Annotated in this window: 14 protein-coding genes; 11 read left to right on the top strand and 3 right to left on the bottom strand. The window is 59.9% G+C overall.

Features of this window, described 5'->3' with window-relative positions; translation table 11 throughout:
- Positions 1-134: 134 nt before the first annotated feature.
- The 5 genes from ACFFT4_RS03305 (at position 135) to ACFFT4_RS03285 (ending at position 5,273) form a co-directional block, all read left to right on the top strand.
- Positions 135-2,432 carry a type IA DNA topoisomerase gene (locus ACFFT4_RS03305; RefSeq protein WP_378045523.1) on the top strand — a complete coding sequence of 766 codons (2,298 nt, stop codon included), beginning with the start codon at positions 135-137 and terminating at the stop codon, positions 2,430-2,432.
- Between the two features lie 169 nt (positions 2,433-2,601).
- A complete protein-coding gene (locus tag ACFFT4_RS03300; protein WP_378045054.1) occupies positions 2,602-3,027 on the top strand; it encodes an HI0074 family nucleotidyltransferase substrate-binding subunit in 426 nt (141 codons plus the stop codon).
- Positions 3,011-3,328 (top strand): nucleotidyltransferase domain-containing protein, encoded by a 318-nt coding sequence (locus tag ACFFT4_RS03295; protein WP_378045053.1) that lies wholly within the window; start codon positions 3,011-3,013, stop codon positions 3,326-3,328. The genes ACFFT4_RS03300 and ACFFT4_RS03295 overlap by 17 nt, the downstream gene beginning before the upstream one ends.
- 276 nt (positions 3,329-3,604) lie before the next feature.
- Complete coding sequence (locus tag ACFFT4_RS03290) at positions 3,605-4,351, top strand: phytanoyl-CoA dioxygenase family protein (RefSeq protein WP_378045051.1); 747 nt, start codon at positions 3,605-3,607, stop codon at positions 4,349-4,351.
- Between the two features lie 40 nt (positions 4,352-4,391).
- Positions 4,392-5,273 carry an AraC family transcriptional regulator gene (locus tag ACFFT4_RS03285; protein WP_378045050.1) on the top strand — a complete coding sequence of 294 codons (882 nt, stop codon included), beginning with the start codon at positions 4,392-4,394 and terminating at the stop codon, positions 5,271-5,273.
- Between the two features lie 164 nt (positions 5,274-5,437).
- Here the strand turns inward: ACFFT4_RS03285 and ACFFT4_RS03280 are convergent, their stop codons facing one another.
- The 3 genes from ACFFT4_RS03280 to fadR form a co-directional block, all read right to left on the bottom strand.
- Entirely contained in the window at positions 5,438-6,421 is a 984-nt protein-coding gene (locus ACFFT4_RS03280) for an electron transfer flavoprotein subunit alpha/FixB family protein (protein ID WP_378045049.1), read from the bottom strand.
- Between the two features lie 24 nt (positions 6,422-6,445).
- Entirely contained in the window at positions 6,446-7,222 is a 777-nt protein-coding gene (locus ACFFT4_RS03275; RefSeq protein ID WP_378045047.1) for an electron transfer flavoprotein subunit beta/FixA family protein, read from the bottom strand.
- A gap of 145 nt (positions 7,223-7,367) precedes the next feature.
- Entirely contained in the window at positions 7,368-7,970 is a 603-nt protein-coding gene (fadR, locus tag ACFFT4_RS03270; RefSeq protein WP_378045045.1) for a fatty acid metabolism transcriptional regulator FadR, read from the bottom strand.
- Positions 7,971-8,043: 73 nt separating this feature from the next.
- Here fadR and ACFFT4_RS03265 point away from each other — a divergent pair, with 73 nt between their 5' ends.
- The 6 genes from ACFFT4_RS03265 to ACFFT4_RS03240 all read left to right on the top strand — a co-directional run bounded on the left by ACFFT4_RS03265 (position 8,044) and on the right by ACFFT4_RS03240 (position 17,189).
- Positions 8,044-10,254 (top strand): (Fe-S)-binding protein, encoded by a 2,211-nt coding sequence (locus ACFFT4_RS03265; RefSeq protein ID WP_378045521.1) that lies wholly within the window; start codon positions 8,044-8,046, stop codon positions 10,252-10,254.
- 5 nt (positions 10,255-10,259) lie between these two features.
- Positions 10,260-12,659: a 3-hydroxyacyl-CoA dehydrogenase/enoyl-CoA hydratase family protein gene (locus tag ACFFT4_RS03260; protein ID WP_378045044.1), complete on the top strand. Its 2,400-nt coding sequence runs from the start codon at positions 10,260-10,262 to the stop codon at positions 12,657-12,659.
- A gap of 97 nt (positions 12,660-12,756) precedes the next feature.
- Positions 12,757-13,941 (top strand): acetyl-CoA C-acetyltransferase, encoded by a 1,185-nt coding sequence (locus ACFFT4_RS03255; RefSeq protein WP_378045042.1) that lies wholly within the window; start codon positions 12,757-12,759, stop codon positions 13,939-13,941.
- Between the two features lie 111 nt (positions 13,942-14,052).
- Positions 14,053-15,822 (top strand): acyl-CoA dehydrogenase FadE, encoded by a 1,770-nt coding sequence (locus ACFFT4_RS03250; RefSeq protein ID WP_378045040.1) that lies wholly within the window; start codon positions 14,053-14,055, stop codon positions 15,820-15,822.
- A 154-nt stretch (positions 15,823-15,976) separates the two neighbouring features.
- Positions 15,977-16,414 (top strand): PaaI family thioesterase, encoded by a 438-nt coding sequence (locus ACFFT4_RS03245; protein ID WP_378045039.1) that lies wholly within the window; start codon positions 15,977-15,979, stop codon positions 16,412-16,414.
- 91 nt (positions 16,415-16,505) lie between these two features.
- Positions 16,506-17,189, top strand: coding sequence for a YdeI/OmpD-associated family protein (locus ACFFT4_RS03240; protein WP_378045038.1), 684 nt, complete (start codon positions 16,506-16,508; stop codon positions 17,187-17,189).

Here is a 17,189-nt window from a genome sequence, read left to right as displayed (position 1 = left end):
TTATGTAACTAACGACGGAACGGGGCCCTGGGTTCATTTTCGCTAGGCGGGGCTCATCCTGTGCTATAATCGACCTATATCGACCAATTTGCGGAGCGGTTGCGCGGATTGCTGACGGAGAGGACGAAGCCGTGTTGAAGACGCTGGTCATCGCGGAGAAACCCGATATGGGCCGCAATATCGCGGCCGTGATCGAGCCGAAGGCGCAGAACAAGCGCTCCTATCTGGAGGGCGAAAATTATATTATCACCTGGGCGATCGGCCATCTGATCGGACTGGCCGAGCCCGATCTCTACGACGAGAAATACAAGAAGTGGAGATTCGGCGATCTGCCGATTATTCCGGACCATTTCAAGCTGCTTCCGAATCCCCGGACGAAGGACCAGCTTCAAGTGATTGCGGATTTGGCCGCGCGCTGCGGCGAGTTGGTCAACGCGTGCGACGCCGGGCGGGAGGGGCAGCATATTTTCTCCCTGATCGTCAGGCATCTGGGCTTGCGGCATCCGGTGAAGCGGCTGTGGATTTCCGACCTGACGGCGGAGACGATTCGCAAAGGGTTCGACCAATTAAAGGACAACACGGAGTACAACAACCTGACTCAGGCGGCCCGCGCGCGCAGCGAGGCCGACTGGCTGATCGGGATGAACGGCTCGCGCGCGTTCACGACGAAGCATAACGAGCTGTTGTCCGTCGGGCGGGTGCAGACGCCGGTGCTTGCGCTCATCTATGATCGGCAGAAGCAGATCGAGTCGTTCGATTCTCTGAAATTTTACGAGATTGCGGGTTTGTTCGAGCAGAGCGGAGGTATCGCTTATAAAGGCAATTGGCAGGGGGACAGGCTGACCGATCCCGAGAAAGCGAAAGCCATCGCCGACAAAGTGAGGGGCAAGACGGGAGCGATCGCGAGCTACGAGGTCAAGGATACGAAAGAATACCCGTTTAAGTTGTACGATCTGACGCTGCTGCAGCGGGAGGCGAACGGCAAGTTCGGCTTCTCCGCCAAAAAGACGCTCGACGTCGCGCAGGCGCTCTACGAGAAACACAAGATCATTTCATACCCGCGTACGAACTCGAACTACGTGAATGCGGAGAACATCCCGGAGATGCACAAAATTTTGGACGCGATGCGGAATTCTCCGGATTACGGGGATTTCGTGAACGGCGCGAACAAGCGATTCGTCCACGCGAACAACAAGAACGTGTGCAATCCGGCCAAGGTCGAGGATCACCACGCGATTATGCCGACGATGAGAAAGCCGCAGGGGCTGAGCCCGGACGAGCGCAAGCTGTACGATCTGGTCGTCAAAAGATTCCTGTCCCACTTCTATCCGGCGGCGGAATACAAGGTGCATACGGTGCTGACGGAGGTGGAGAAGGAGACGTTCAAGACGACGGTGAAGCAGCTGCTCTCCCTCGGCTGGAAGATCATCTATGCCGGAGACGCTCCGGCTTCCAAGGGCGGCGGCAAGGAAAAAGCCAAGGACAAGGACGACGGAGCCGCGGAGGAAGAGGAGCAGGAGACGGATACGCCGTTCGAGGTCGATCCGCAGAAGCCCGTCGTCTGCGCGGACGCCGAGGTCAAGGAGAAGGAGACGCAGCCTCCGAAGCCGTATACCGAAGGCACGCTGCTGAAGGCGATGGAAAGCGCGGGCAAGCAGATCGAGGACGAAGAGCTGCGTGACGCGATGAAGGATTCCGGTCTGGGCACGCCGGCGACGCGCGCGGCGACGATCGAGCGGCTGAAGCAGGTCGGCTACATCGATATGCAGGGCAAGCGCATCGTCATTACGCCCAAGGGAAGAATGGCGGTCGAGCTGATCCGCGGAGCGGGCGTCGAGCTGCTGACGTCGCCGGAGATGACCGGTCAGTGGGAACGGCGGCTGACGGAGATCGCGCGCGGACAAGCTTCGGCGGAAGCATTCATGGGCAATGTGAAAAAGTTTACGCGGCTAATTATCGACAAGGTTAACGTTCAGCGTCCGGCGGCCAGGAACGCGTTCGCCCGGCCGGAGCCTCCGGCGAAGGGGGCGCGGGGAGGCAAGAAGGCTTCAGGCGGCGGAGAGTCGGGCGGTTCGGTGGCCGTCGCCGCGAAGAAGGCGCCGGCGAAGCGGAAGGCGGCGGTCAAGGCGTCCACCGCGGAGCAGAGCGGGGAGCCGGCCGTGCTCGGCGTCTGCCCGAGCCCCGGATGCGGGGGCAGCATTTTCATGGGGCGCAAAGGCTACGGATGCAGCCATTACAAAACCGGCTGCAAGTTCGTCATCTGGAAGGAAAGCCTGGGCCGCACGCTGACCGACGCGATGGTCAAATCGCTGATCGGCAAGGGCCGGACGGGCAAGCTCAAGTTCCCGGGCACGGGCGGCGGAGAGGCGTTCGAGGCGCGGATCGTGCTGAAGAACGACAAGACGGGGGAACTGGCTCTGGAGCGGGAGTAGTCAGAGAGGCTGTCCGCTTCTGCATAGGTCGGATCGAATTATTGAGCGTCCAATGATTAATTCGCTGCCGTGCTCTGAAAACCGCTACGAGATTGAGGTTAGAGGTTATTGGAAGTGTGTTATAATGGAATAGATGGACAGTTGGTTCGGTTAAAGGAGAGCGGAGGCAATGAGCCAAAAAGTGAAGGCCAACAAAGTGCTGTATAGCGAGAAACAATTTGGAAGTGCTTTGGAGTCACTAGGTGCAGCGATCCGCGAACCGAACTTTAACGAATACGTTCGTGATGCCATCATACAAAGATTCGAATACACCTATGAAACCGCATGGAAAGCAATTAAATCCGTTCTGTCGTATCAAGGAGTAGAGCTGAGGCATCCGAAAGAGATTTTCAGCGAAGCATACGCTTCCGGCTGGATCGTTAATCAGGAGCATTGGGAAGCGATGATCGAGGACCGCAACCTTACGACTCATACTTATAAGCTAAGGACAGCAGAGGCTGTTTATACAGCCATTCGAGATATTTATTACCCCGAATTGAGCTATCTTCATGTTAAGATCGGGGAGGTGATCCGTAATCATGTCAGACCTTCCTGAGAGCGTCAAAGATAGAATCGTCTCGATTTTGTCCAATGAAAAAACAGTGGAGAAGGCTCTGCTATTCGGATCAAGAGCCAGAGGAGACGCCAGAGCGAGCTCCGATATCGATCTGGCTTTAATAGGCGACGCTATCCCTCTTTCTCTCCATACTAAGCTGCGGGAGAACGTGGGGTTGTATTCGTTGGACATCGTGAGAATGAACGAGTTGGACGATGATCCTTTGCTCGAAAGCATAAATAGAGACGGCGTATTGTTATACAGCAGGGAAGAAGCGGCGGCCCTCTTTTTGCAGGGGTGAACTCCAATACAAGAGAAAGTAAAAACCCACCCCAAGGTTTCCCAGCCAAAGGTGGGTTTTCGCGTTCCTGTAACTTAGAGACGGCCGATTTGTCCTCCCTGGCGTAGACGGACGAAGCGCATAGGCACATGCATTCTCCGGAAAGGAGGCGCGTGTGCCTTTTCAACATCCGAAATAAAGTCAACTTTTTCCGTAATGAAGATAAGCATTAAACGCCGCGATTTTTTATGATGGAAGCGTAACCGAAATCGTGTACCATAAGGAGAGAAAACGAATATGGCGGCAAACGGAAGGTTGACGGAGGAGCAGTTGCAGCAGTACAAGGACCAGGGATACACGCTGTATCGGGAGCCGTTGTTCGGATCGGAAAAAATGCAAAAGCTCACCGATATTTTCGAAGAGCAGTGGGCGGCGGTTGGCCGAAAGCTGAACAGCGAGCTGGATACGCCGCATTTTCGCGACGAGAGATTGCTGGAATTTCTGCTGGCCGACGAGGTGCTCGATCTGGTAGAGCCGATCATCGGCCCGAATATCGGGCTGTGGTCCAGCCATTTCATTTGCAAGGAGCCGTTGACCGGAAAGCAGACGCCATGGCACGAGGATTCGGCTTATTGGAAAGGCCGGCTGACCCGCTTCGACAAGATCGTAACGGTGTGGCTGGCGATCGACAGAAGCAACAAGGAGAACGGCTGCATGAGGGTGATTCCAGGCACTCACCGGAACGGCTTCTCGAAGTACGAGAATGTCGACGAGGGGCAAAATATTTTCTCGTCAGAGATCAGAAGAAGCGAGATCGACGAATCGAAAGCGGTGTACTTCGAGCTTGAGCCCGGCCAGTGTTCGCTGCACGACTCGCGAATTATCCATGGCGCCCCGCCGAACACGAGCCCTCATCGCCGCTGCGGCTACACGATGCGGTATTTCTCCACGGAGGCTACCGTCATCCCGGAGGCCAATCCGGGCTTCAAGGTTTGGCTGGCGCGCGGCCGGGATCTGGGAGACAATACGTTCGTGAACGCTTAGGTTTCATGGTGCCAAGTTCTGTCGGAGAGGGGAGAAGCTCTTGAAAATTCAGGATTTGCCCGAGAGGCTGCTGAACGATGAGTATATGGATTCCTTGTCCTCCTTTCGGATAGAGCGGCATGTGCTGAATCGGACGATCGATACGCATTGGCATCAATTTTACGAGCTGGGACTTGTCGTCTCCGGTACGGGTGTCCATCACGTGAACGGCGTTCCGGTTCGCTTGGAGAGGGGCCATGCGTTCCTGCTGACTCCCGCCGATTTTCACCGCATCGTTCCCGATCCCGGTCAGACGCTTCGGCAGTATAATTTGATTTTTACGGAGCGAATGATCTCGGACGAGCTTGCGGGTCAACTGTTCGAGCGCGGCAATGCGTATTATTGCGAGTACGGTCATGAGGAGTACGCGGATGCGGAGCATGAATTCGAACGGATTATCCGCGAATCGGACAATTGGCGGGAGCTTAGCGGCATTGTCGTAAAAGGATGCATCGAGCGTCTGCTCGTCGATCTGTGCCGCGGCTGCTCGCTGTCGGAGCCGGCATTTGACAGAGAGCCGATCCTGTCGATGCATCCGTCCATCCGCAAGGCGCTCGTCTACTTGCAGCATCATTTTCGCGAGCCGCTGCTGCAGGAGGAGGTCGCCCGGTTTTCCGGCCTGTCGGTCAATTATTTCAGCGAGAGCTTTCGCAAGCAGACCGGGCAAACCTTTCAAACGCACGTGCGCGATATGAGACTCGAGTTCGCCAAATCGCTGATCGAGGCGACGGATCTTCCGATTACGGAAATCTGTTATGCGGCGGGCTTTAATACTCTGGCGTATTTTGTGAGAGCGTTCAGGGCGAGGTATCGGGTGTCCCCCCGCCAGCTTCGGGGTTTGGGGATGACGGGCGCGGACGAAGGACGGAGAGCGAACGGTTGAACGGCTCGGGGAGAGGAAAAGCGCAAGTCCGGGGACGGGGAGCGAACGGTTGATCGGCTTGGGAAGATGAAAAGCGCAATTCGAGGCGGATGCTGCCTGCGAGCTTGCGCTTTTTATTGTATGGGTGTGCCTGGAAGCACCAACTCGTGCGAGGGAATCTCTGGCTAGGAGAGCGCCTTTTCCAACTCTTCCGTCAGAAGCGGGACGACCTCGAACAGGTCGCCGACGATGCCATAGTCGGCCACTTTGAAGATCGGAGCCTCCGGATCTTTGTTGATGGCGATGATAATGCGGGATTGGCTCATGCCGGCCAGATGCTGGATCGCGCCGCTGATGCCGCAGGCGATGTAAATTTCGGGAGTGACGACTTTGCCGGTCTGTCCGATCTGCATCGCGTAGTCGCAGTAGCCGGCGTCGCAAGCGGCGCGGGAAGCGCCGACGGCGGCGTTCAGCACCTCGGCGAGCCGCTCCAGCGGCCGGAAGCCTTCGGCGCTCTTCACGCCTCGCCCGCCGGAGACGACGATCTTCGCCTCGGTCAGGTCGATTTTGCCGGACGTCTTGCGGACGATCTCTTTCACGGCTGAACGCAGATTCGGCAGCGGCGTTTCGCTTGAGGTGACGACCGGGCCGGAGGAGGGGAGCGGCTCCGCCGCCGGGAAGTTGTTGGGCCGGACGGTCACGATTTGCGTACCGTCGGGGTTTTCCGCGAACCGTTTGCGTTCGAACGCTTTGCCCGCGTACAGCGGCCTGACGTAGATCGTATCGCCTCCGGCGTGTTCGATTGCGGTCACGTCGGAAATTTGCCCCGCTTCCAGGCGAGCGGCGATCATCGGAGCCAGATCGCGTCCGATTGCCGTATGGCCGAGGAAGACGGCGCTTGGGTTCAACCCGTTCAGCGCGGCGATTGCGGCTTGGAACGTCGCTTCGGCATGGTAGGCTGCCAGTTTGGGACGGTCGACGACTTGCACCGGGCCGTCGACATAGCGCGCCAGCTCCTCGGCCAGCTCTGTCACTTGATGCCCAATGAGCACCGCGGCGACCGCAGCTTTTCCTTGCTGCGCCCGTCTTGCCGCTTCGATCGCCTCGAAAGTCACCTGCCGAAGCTTGCCTTCTCGCGTTTCCGCAATAACCGCATAGGTCTGGCTCATTTTATTCCTCCTTTTCTATATGGACTAAAGCACTTTCGCTTCCGTGCGCAGCAACTGGACCAGCTCCTCGGCCTGCTGCGCCGGGTCGCCCTGCAGCAGCTTTCCGGCTTGGCGGGCGGGAGGCAGCGCCAGCGATTGCCGCTCCGTCTTGGGCGTGATGTCGGCTTCCGTCAGGCCGACGTCCTCCAGGCGCAGCGTCCGCAGCGGCTTCTTCTTCGCCTTCATGATGCCGGGAAGCGAAGGATAACGCGGCTCGTTCAGCCCTTGCTGCGCCGTAATCAGCGCGGGCAGCGCCAGCTCGATCGTCTCGGAATCTCCTTCGGCGTCGCGCAGCGCCGTGGCCTGGCCGTTGTCGACCGTCAGCCGCGTGACGGACGAGACATGCGGGATGTCCAGCAGCACGGCGAGCCGCACGGCCACCTGCCCGCTTCCGTTGTCGATCGAGAAGCTGCCTCCGAGGATGAGGTCGAACGGCTGCGGGGCCTGGGTTGCGAAATATGCGGCCAGCGCTCTGGAGACGGAATATTCGTCTCCGCCGATGCGTTCGTCGGCGATTAGCGCGGCTTCGTCAGCTCCCATCGCCAGCGCCGTTCTTAGCGCCTCGGCCGCACGGTCCGGGCCCACGGAGACGGCGACGACAAGGCCCCCATGACGCTCCTTCAACCGGATCGCCTCCTCCACGGCATACTCGTCGTACGGGTTAATCACAAACTTGACGCCATCCTCCTCGATCCGTCCGTCCCGCAGCACGATTTTCTCCTCGGTGTCGAACGTTTGCTTCATAATGACGTAAATGTTCATAGGCATGCTCCCCTTTCTTTGGTAGAAGTTGAATCCCTGGAAGTCCGTTGGACTGAGGCGAACCGTCATTGGATATCTCTGTGACCATTAGAACCGCCCCAAGTGCCTATTCCCGCCAACGTCGTCTATCATCCTCTTTATCCATTCAGCGGATCTTCCTTTCCTGCACCGTCAACCCTCTCAAAAAGAAATCTACCGTTTTGTCCACCTGCCCCGACAGCGAATATTTCCGTCCGGAGATGATCCACGAGGTGACGACCTGGTCCATCGCCCCGAAGAGGAGCAGCCGGGTCAGCTTCGTGTCCAGATCGGCGCGGAACGTGTTCTCCTCGATCCCCTTTCTTACGATATTTTCGATCAGCACGATATAGGGCTTAACGGTGAGCCCGATGGCGCTCCGCAGCTTCGGAGAGCTCTGCCGCAGCTCGATCTGGGTGACGTGGGCGAGATCAGGGTGCTTCTCCAGCATCGTGAAGTGGATGCCGCATACGATGCGGAGCGCCTCGCCGGCGGTGTGCGTCTCCCGTATGCTGTCGTGAAATCGCTGCACGAGGGAGCCGAGACGTTCCCGGAACAGGGACACGAGCAGGTCCTCTTTGTTTTTGAAATACAAGTAGACGGTGCCATCCGCGACCCCGGCTTCCTTCGCGATGCGCGACACTTGAGCGCCGTGGTAGCCGCTGCGGGCGATCACTTTCTCGGCGGCATCGAGAATGAGGCCGTACTTCTCCCTTTTTCTTCCCGTCATCGCACGCACCCCAGTGGAAAAAATCGATCGCTGAATGAAGCCTCATTCATTTTATTCCCCTTCCGCCCATATCATGAGAAAAAGCGGGAGGGGAGGGCGGGCGACGGTGTGGCTGACGATAAACGCGGTTTTGTTTGCGGCGGTAACCGGGTACGGCTGCTATTTGTTCGGAAAAGCCGTATACCACCGGTACCTGTACGTAAATCTGGGGCAGGCGGGAGAGCTCCATGTGCGGGGAAAAGAAGGAGCGGGGACGTTCCTCTCGCAAGTATTCGGCCAGAAAAAGCTGTTCAAGGACCTCCGCAGCGGGCTTATGCACTTCGTCGTGTTCTACGGATTCATTATTCTGCAATTCGGGGCGATCGATCTGGTCGTAAAAGGGTTAACCGCCGGCGGCCACCTGCCGCTCCCGGCCTACGAGCTGTTCGGTCTGCTGCAGGAAATAACGGTGCTGCTCATTCTCGTCGCGATGGGCTACGCCGCTTACCGGCGTTACGGGGAGAAGCTGAGCCGGCTGAAGCGCGGCTGGAAGCCTGGCCTCGTTCTCTATTTTATTTTCTCGCTCATGCTGTCCGTACTGCTGTCACTCGGCTTCGAGCGCTTGTGGCTCGGCCTCGATTATTCGGGTTACGCGCCGGTATCCTCCGCGATCGCGCTAGCATTCCAAGATCTGCCCGCCGCTGCAGCGCAATCGCTCTTCTATTTCTTCTGGTGGCTGCATCTGCTCATTCTGCTCGCTTTTCTCGTCTATGTTCCGCAGTCGAAGCATTTTCACCTGATTTCTGCCCCGATTAATCTTTGGCTTGGACGCGCCGAGACGCCCGGAAAGCTGATGAAGCTCGACCTGGAGGATGAGGAGGCGGAATCGTTCGGCGTCGGCCGGATCGAGGATTTCACGCGGAAGCAGATGATCGATTTCTACGCTTGCGTGGAGTGCGGGCGCTGCACGAACGTATGCCCGGCCTCGAACACCGGCAAAACGCTGTCCCCGATGCACCTCATTACGAAACTAAGAGACCACCTGACGGAAAAAGGAGCCGCCGTGACGGGCAAGTCGCCCTGGCAGCCGGAGTTTGCGTTCCGAGGAGCTGCGAAGGCACATTCGCTGTCGAACGCATCGGACAACAAATTCGTATGGGACGGCGCAGGAGGGGCGATCACCGACATTCGCCCGACATTTGCTTGGCAGCAAGCCTCCTGGACGACAGCGTCCACCGCAAGTCCCGAGCAGACGGAGCTGATCGGAGGCGTTATGACGGAAGACGAAATCTGGTCCTGCACGACATGCCGCAACTGCGAGGATCAATGCCCGGTCGGCAACGGACACGTCGATAAGATCGTCGACCTTCGCCGCCATCTCGTGCTGATGCAGGGAAGCATCCCCCACGAAGGCCAGCGCGCGCTGCAAAACATCGAGCGCCAAGGCAACCCATGGGGGCTGAGCCGCAGCGATCGCGACAAATGGACCGGAGAGATCGAAGGCGTGCGCGTGCCTACGGTAAAAGACAATCCCGATTTCGACTATCTGTTTTTCGTCGGCTCGATGGGGGCTTACGACTTGCGGGCACGCAAAGTGTCGCGGGCGCTGGCCCGGCTGCTGAACGAGGCCGGAGTCCGCTTCGCCATCCTCGGCAACGAGGAGCGCAATTCGGGCGATACGCCGCGCCGGATGGGCAATGAAATGCTGTTCCAGCAGCTCGCGTCGGACAACATCGAGACGTTCCGCAAATACGGCGTGCGGAGGATCGTCACCGCTTGCCCGCATACTTTTAACACGTTCAAGAACGAATATCCCGACTTCGGACTCGAAGGCGTCGAGGTGCTGCACCATACGCAGCTGCTCGACCGGCTGATCCGGGAAGGCCGTCTCCATCCCCGCCATGAGGTCAGGGAACGCATCGCCTATCACGACTCCTGCTATCTCGGGCGTTACAACAACGTGTACGACGAGCCCCGCCGCGTGCTGAAAGCGATTCCGGGCGTCGAGCTGGCCGAGATGGCCAGAAACCGCGAGAACGGAATGTGCTGCGGCGCGGGAGGCGGCATGATGTGGATGGAGGAAACGGCGGGCAAGCGCGTCAACCTGGCCCGCACCGAGCAAGCGCTGGAAGTGAAGCCGACCGTCATCGGCAGCGCCTGTCCATACTGCCTCACGATGATGGAGGACGGGACGAAAATGAAGGAAGTCGCGGACGAAGTGCAGGCGAAGGACGTTGCGGAAATTTTGGAGCAGGCCGTGTTCGGCGATTCGCCGCTTCGCCGGAATCAATCGATCGGAGGTTAGAGGAGATGAGCAAACCGATTCGCAAAGCCGCCGTCATCGGCTCGGGCATTATGGGCTCCGGCATCGCCGCCCACCTGGCCAACGTCGGCATCCCCTGCCTGCTGCTGGACGTGACGCCCGCGCAGCTCACCGAGGAGGAGGCCGCCAGGGGGCTGACGCTGGAACACCCCGCTGTGCGCAACCGGCTGGCCGCGGCCGCCGTCGCCAAGCTGAAGAAGACGAACCCGCCCCCGCTCTACGACGAGGCGTTCGCGGAGCGCATTACGCCGGGCAATCTGGACGATCATCTGGCGTCGATCGGCGAGGTCGATTGGGTGATCGAGGTCGTCGTCGAGAATTTAGGGGTGAAAAGGGAGCTGCTGTCCCGAGTAGAGCGTTACTGGAAGCCCGGCACGATCGTCTCGTCCAACACGTCGGGCATCTCGATCGACGCGATGTCGGCGCATTGCGGGGAAGCGTTTCGGCGGCATTTTATGGGGACGCACTTTTTTAACCCGCCCCGTTACATGAAGCTGCTGGAGATCGTGCCGGGCCGGGATACGAGTCTGGAGCTGGTCGCCCGGATGAAGTCGTTCTGCGAGAATACGCTCGGCAAAGGCGTTGTTCTTGCCAAGGACACGCCGAACTTCGTTGCCAATCGTATCGGCACATTCGGGATGCTGGCGACGCTGCGGGAAATGGAAGCGGGCGGGTTCACGGTGGAGGAGATCGACGCGGTGTCCGGTCCCGCCCTGGGCCGTCCGAAAAGTGCGACGTTCCGCACCTTGGATCTCGTCGGCATCGACACGTTCGTATATGTGGCGGACAACGTATACGACAATGTTCCGGACGAAGCGGAGAAGGAGGCTTTCATCGCTCCGGAGGCATTAAAGCGTTTGGTAGAGAGAGGCTGGCTCGGCGAGAAGTCCGGGCAGGGCTTCTATCGCAAGACGAAAGGGCCGGACGGCCGAAGCGAGATCGCCTCGCTCGATCTGGCCGCGATGACCTATTCGCCGCAGAAGAAGGTGACCTCCGGCTCGCTGGAGGCCGCCAAGCTGGCCAAGGGCGCGAGGGAGAAGGTCAAGGCGCTGCTGGGCGGAGGCGACCGCTACTCCGAGTTGGCCTGGAGCTTGCTCAAGCAGGTGCTTGTCTATTCCGCGGAGAAAGTCGGCGAAATCGCGGACACGATCGAGGAGATCGACAACGCGATGAAATGGGGCTTTAACTGGGAACTCGGACCGTTCGAGACGTGGGACGCGATCGGCCTCGCCCGTTCGGTTGAGCGAATGGAGCGGGAAGGGACGGCGGTCCCGCAGTGGGTCAAGGATTGGATCGCGCAGGGGAACGAGACGTTTTATCGCAAGGAGAACGGCTCCCTGTTCTACGTCCATGAAGGGAAATACAAGCAGGCCGAGGAGCGGCCGGAGGTCGTGTCCCTGCGCAGCCTGAAGGAGCGCGGACGCACGATCCGGGGCAACGGAGGAGCCAGCCTGATCGACTTGGGCGACGGCGTGGCGTGCCTGGAGTTCCATTCCCCGAACAACGCGATCGGCGGCGACATTCTGAGTATGATCGCGCAGAGCGTCGAGGAGGTACGGCGCAATTACGAGGGGCTGGTCATCGCCAACCAGGGCCGCAACTTCTGCGTCGGCGCCAATCTGTTGCTGCTGCTCATGGAAGCGCAGGAAGAGGAATGGGACGAAGTGGACAATATCATCCGTCTGTTCCAGAACGCGATGTACGCCGTGAAAAAGCTGGAGAAGCCGGTTGTGGCCGCGCCCCACCGGATGACGCTGGGCGGCGGCGTGGAGGCGTGCATGCCGGCTGATCAGGTCATCGCGTCCGCCGAGGCGTATTACGGGCTTGTCGAGACCGGTGTGGGGTTGATTCCGGCGGGCGGCGGCTGCAAGGAGTTCGCTCTGCGAATCAGCAAGAGCGTCGGGCTTCCGGAAGCCGACTTGCAGCCGTATCTGAATCGGGCGTTCGAGACGATCGGCATGGCCAAAGTGTCATCGAGCGGGCACGATGCGAAGGGTCTCGGCTACTTGCGCGAGAAGGACCGCGTGCTTGCGAATCAGGACCATCTGGTCTATGAGGCGAAGCAAGCCGTGCTGCGGATGGCGCAGGCGGGCTACGAGCCGATCGGCGAGGAACGGATTCGCGTCGCCGGCGCGGAAGGCAAGGCGGTGCTGCAGCTCGGCGCGATCGGCATGAGGGAGAGCGGGTATATCAGCGGCCACGACTTGAAGATCGCCAAGAAGCTGGCGCACGTGCTGGCGGGCGGCGACGTTCCGGCGGGCACGTTCGTGACGGAGCAGTATTTGCTCGATCTGGAGCGGGAGGCGTTCCTCAGCCTGTGCGGCGAGCCGAAGACGCAGCAGCGGATGCAGCACATGCTGACCAAGGGCAAGCCGCTTCGCAACTGACTTTGCCGGGAGTGGAGCGAGGCGTGAAAGAGTCTGTGAGGGTGACCGTGTGGGACCAACTGCCACGCAACTAACTTTGCAGGGGAGTGATAAGGCGATGAGAGAGGCTGTAATCGTGTCCGCTGCGCGAACCGCGGTGGGCAAGGCGAAGAAGGGCAGCCTGGCGCAGACGCGCGCCGACGACTTGGGCAAGGCGGTGCTGGAGGCGATCGTGGACCGGACTCCCGGCTTGCGAAAGGAAGACGTGGAGGACGTCATCATCGGCTGCGCGATGCCGGAGGGCGAGCAGGGGTTGAACTTCGCGCGCATTATGTCGCTGTACGCGGGTTTTCCGAGCGAGGTGCCCGCGCTGACGATCAACCGTTTCTGCTCCTCCGGTCTGCAGGCGATTGCGTTCGCGGCGGAACGGATCATGCTCGGCCACGCCGACGCGATCGTGGCCGGAGGAGTCGAGAGCATGAGCCATGTGCCGATGACCGGCTTCAAAATCTCTCCGAACCCGCGCATCGTTGAGGAGATGCCGCAGGTATACATCGGCATGGGGCATACGGCGGAGAACGTAGCCGCAAGGTTCGGCGTGTCGCGGGAGGACCAGGACGCCTTCGCGGCGAGGTCGCACGCGAAGGCGGCGAAGGCGATCGCGGAGGGCAGGTTCAAGGACGAGATCGTGCCGGTGACGGTCGAGCGGAGAAGCTTGGACGACAAGGGCAAACTGCGGACGGAGCGGCTGATATTCGATACGGACGAAGGGGTTCGCTCCGATACGAACGTGGAGACGCTCGGCAAGCTGAAGCCGTCGTTTAAGCTTGGCGGCACGGTGACGGCGGGCAACGCCTCGCAGATGAGCGACGGAGCGGCCGCCGTCGTCGTGATGAGCCGGGAGCGGGCGAACGCGCTCGGACTGAAACCGCTCGCCGCCTTCCGTTCGTTTGCGCTGGCCGGCGTGGACCCCGACATCATGGGCGTCGGACCGGTCAAGGCGATCCCGAAGGCGCTGAAAATGGCCGGCGTCTCGCTGGACGACGTCAAGCTGTTCGAGATTAACGAAGCGTTCGCCTCCCAATGCGTGCACATCATTCGCGAACTGGGCATCGACGAGGAGAAGGTGAACGTGAACGGCGGCGCAATCGCGCTGGGCCATCCGCTTGGCTGCACGGGCACGAAGCTGACGGCGACGCTGCTCCACGAGCTCCGTCGACGGGGCGGCGGCTATGGCGTCGTCTCGATGTGCATTGGCGGCGGCATGGGCGCGGCGGGCGTATTCGAAGTGTATGCCGGATAAAGCCGGCTTCGTGAAGGCCCAAAGAATGCCTCTGAGCCACGGCGTTCACGGGATGAGGGGGGTCAAAGTCGCGAGAGGCGTACTAGATCAAGTCAAAGGAGAGATAAAGCGATGGGCAAAGTGCTGGGCGGAGGCTTCATCATCGAGGATATCGATGCGGATCGGATCGTTACGCCGGAGGACTTTACCGAGGAGCATCGGATGATTGCGCAGACGACCGACGATTTCGTCGCGGCCGAGATCGCGCCTCATGACGAAGCGATCGAAAAGCTGAACTACGAGCTGACCGTGGCGAAGCTGCGTTTGGCGGGAGAGACCGGACTGCTTGGCGCGGACGTGCCCGAGGCCTACGGCGGGCTCGGCCTGGATAAGGTCGGCACGACGCTGATCGGCGAGCGTTTCGCCAAGGCCGGCTCCTTCGCGCTGTCCGCCGGGGCGCATGTCGGCATCGGCACGCTGCCGATCGTCTATTTCGGCACCGAGGCGCAGAAGCGCAAGTATTTGCCGGAGCTGGCTTCGGGAGAGAAGCTGGCCGCGTATTGCTTGACGGAGCCTTCTTCCGGCTCGGACGCGCAGGGGGCGAAGACGACGGCGACGCCGACGGAGGACGGCCGGTTCTGCGTGCTGAACGGCACGAAGCAGTTTATTACGAACGCGGGCTTTGCCGACATTTTCATCGTATACGCTAAGGTTAACGGCACCGACTTCAGTACGTTTATCGTCGAGCGGACGATGCCGGGCGTCAGCATCGGTCCAGAGGAGAAGAAGATGGGCATCAAAGGCTCGTCCACCTGCCCGCTCATTCTCGAGGACGTCAAGGTGCCGGCGGAAAATTTGCTGTGGGAAGCCGGCAAAGGTCATCTGATCGCTTTTAACATTTTGAACATCGGCCGGTTCAAGCTGGCGGCCGGTACGCTGGGAACCGCCAAGGAAGCGATCGAACTGTCCGCCAAATACGCCAATCAGCGCGTGCAGTTCGGCCGCCCGATTTCCTCGTTCCCGCTCGTCGGCAAGAAGCTGGCGGAGATGAATATCCGCTCCTTCGCGCTGGAGAGCATGGTGTACCGCACGGCCGGACTGTTCGACGAAGGGCTGGCGGAGGTCGATCACGGCGCGGACAACGTCGGCTTCCAGGCGGCCAAGGCGATTGCGGAATATCAGCTCGAATGCTCGATCAACAAGGTGTTCGGCTCGGAGGCGCTCGACTTTGTCGCCGACGAGGGCGTGCAGATCCATGGCGGCTACGGCTACATCCAGGAGTATCGTATCGAGCGCATTTATCGGGACTCGCGCATTAACCGCATTTTCGAAGGGACGAACGAGATCAATCGCCTGCTCATTCCCGGAGCGCTGCTCAAGCGCGCTTTGAAGGGCGAGCTGCCGCTGATGCAGAGGGCGATGGCGCTTCAGGCGGAGCTGATGGAGCCAATGCCGGGCCGGGAGTTCGAGGGGGCGCTGGAGCAGGAGACGCATTTGCTCGCCATGGCGAAGAAGATTTTTCTGCTGGTCGGGGCCCAGGCGGTGCAGAAGTATCAGACGAAGCTGGACCGGGAGCAGGAGCTGCTCAGCCATCTGGGCGATATGCTGATCTCCGTGTTCGCCATGGAAAGCGCGCTGCTGCGCGCCCGCAAGCTGATCGGCCGGAGCGGCGAAGCCAAAGCGGCCAACGCGATCGACATGACGACCGTCTTCGTCCACGAGGGGTTCGGCAAAGTCGAGGAGCGGGCCCGGGAGGCGCTGGCGGCGATGGAGTCGGGAGACATGCTGCGGACGCAGCTGTCCATTCTGAAGAAGCTGGGGCGGCGCGCGGCAGTCGATACGATCGGATTGAAGCGGCGGATCGCGGCCAAGGTGATCGAAGCGGAAAAGTACGTCGTGTGAGGGGGAAGGCCGGGGCATGGGGGCTATTCTCGCGAGGGGCTGCGAGCTCTTTTTTCGGAAAACGGAAAAGAGGTTCTGCGGGCAGCCGGGCCGGACGGCGAGGATCGTGGCTTAATCCGGAAGCAGTCTGGAAAACGGGAGGAGGGACGAACGGATGGAGACGGATAAGGAAGTCGAGCTTCCTCCGGAAATGGAGCAGTGGAAGGCGAAGGCTGAATTGACGTTCTGGGGCTGGGTGGGCTGCGCGTTCGAGAGGGTGGACGAACGGCGGATTGTGGTGTCGCTGGACGTAAAGCCCCGCCATCTGAACTTGATCGGCATTCTGCACGGCGGCGTTCACGCGACGATGATCGATTCCGCGATGGGACTTGCGGCGATGATTGCCCGCCCGAACGCCGGCGTCGTGACGACGCACTTGAACCTGAACTATGTCGCGCCCGTCCGATCGGGCCGAATTTTGGTAGAAGCGGAAATCGTACACTTATCCCGCAGGACGGCCACGACGCAAGCGCGCGTCAGAACGGAGGACGGCGAGCTGCTGGCGTACGGAACGGGAACGTTCCGCATGCTGGAGAGTCAAACGGGCAGATAATTTGAATGTCGTCCGTCTATAGGGCTCTATCGGGCGGGGGTTATCGGCTATAATGATCGTACAGACCGATAATCGCCTGGAGGATGAAGCCATGCCGAAAACAATCGTAGATAAGCTGGGCTTGCGCAAATACGATCGGGTCGCGATTTTGAACCAACCGGAGGAGACGGATTATCTCGCGGAATTGACGGGGTACGATACTTCGCTTCAAGACGGAGGATACGATCTGATCTTCGCTTTTACGCTGGATATGGCGGAATTAAAGAGCCTTGTCGAACGAGTCGTCGCCGAGCGGGCGCTCCGCCCGAACGGTTATTTGTTCGCCGCTTATCCGAAGCTCGGCAATAAAAAGTACGCGACGTCTATTCACCGCGACGATCTGTTCCCGGGACTCGGCGCCGACGAGGAAGGGTATATCGCGGGAAGCTCCGTCAAATTCGCGAGGATGGTCGGACTGGACGAGGTGTTCACCGTCGTCGGCTTTAAGGCGGACGCAGAGGCGGGCAAAGGGAAGGCGGCTCCAAGATCGTCGCAGCCGAGCCAGCGGGTGGACGATTACGTCGCCTTGATTCCGAGCGTGGAGCGGGACTTGGCCGATTCTCCCGATTTGTTGGCCTTCTATCAATCGCTTACGCCGGGTTATCGCAAAGATTGGGCCCGCTACGTATACAGCGCAAAGCAGGAGGAGACGCAGGCGAAGCGGCGGGATGAGATGAAAGCGATTATGAAGGCCGGCTACAAAAGCCGCGAGCTCTACCGGCAAGCCGGAAAATAG

It is taken from the genome of Cohnella cellulosilytica, from assembly GCF_042431195.1.
GTDB classification, from domain to species: Bacteria; Bacillota; Bacilli; order Paenibacillales; family Paenibacillaceae; genus Cohnella; species Cohnella cellulosilytica.
This window is presented reverse-complemented; position numbering and strand designations above follow the sequence as displayed.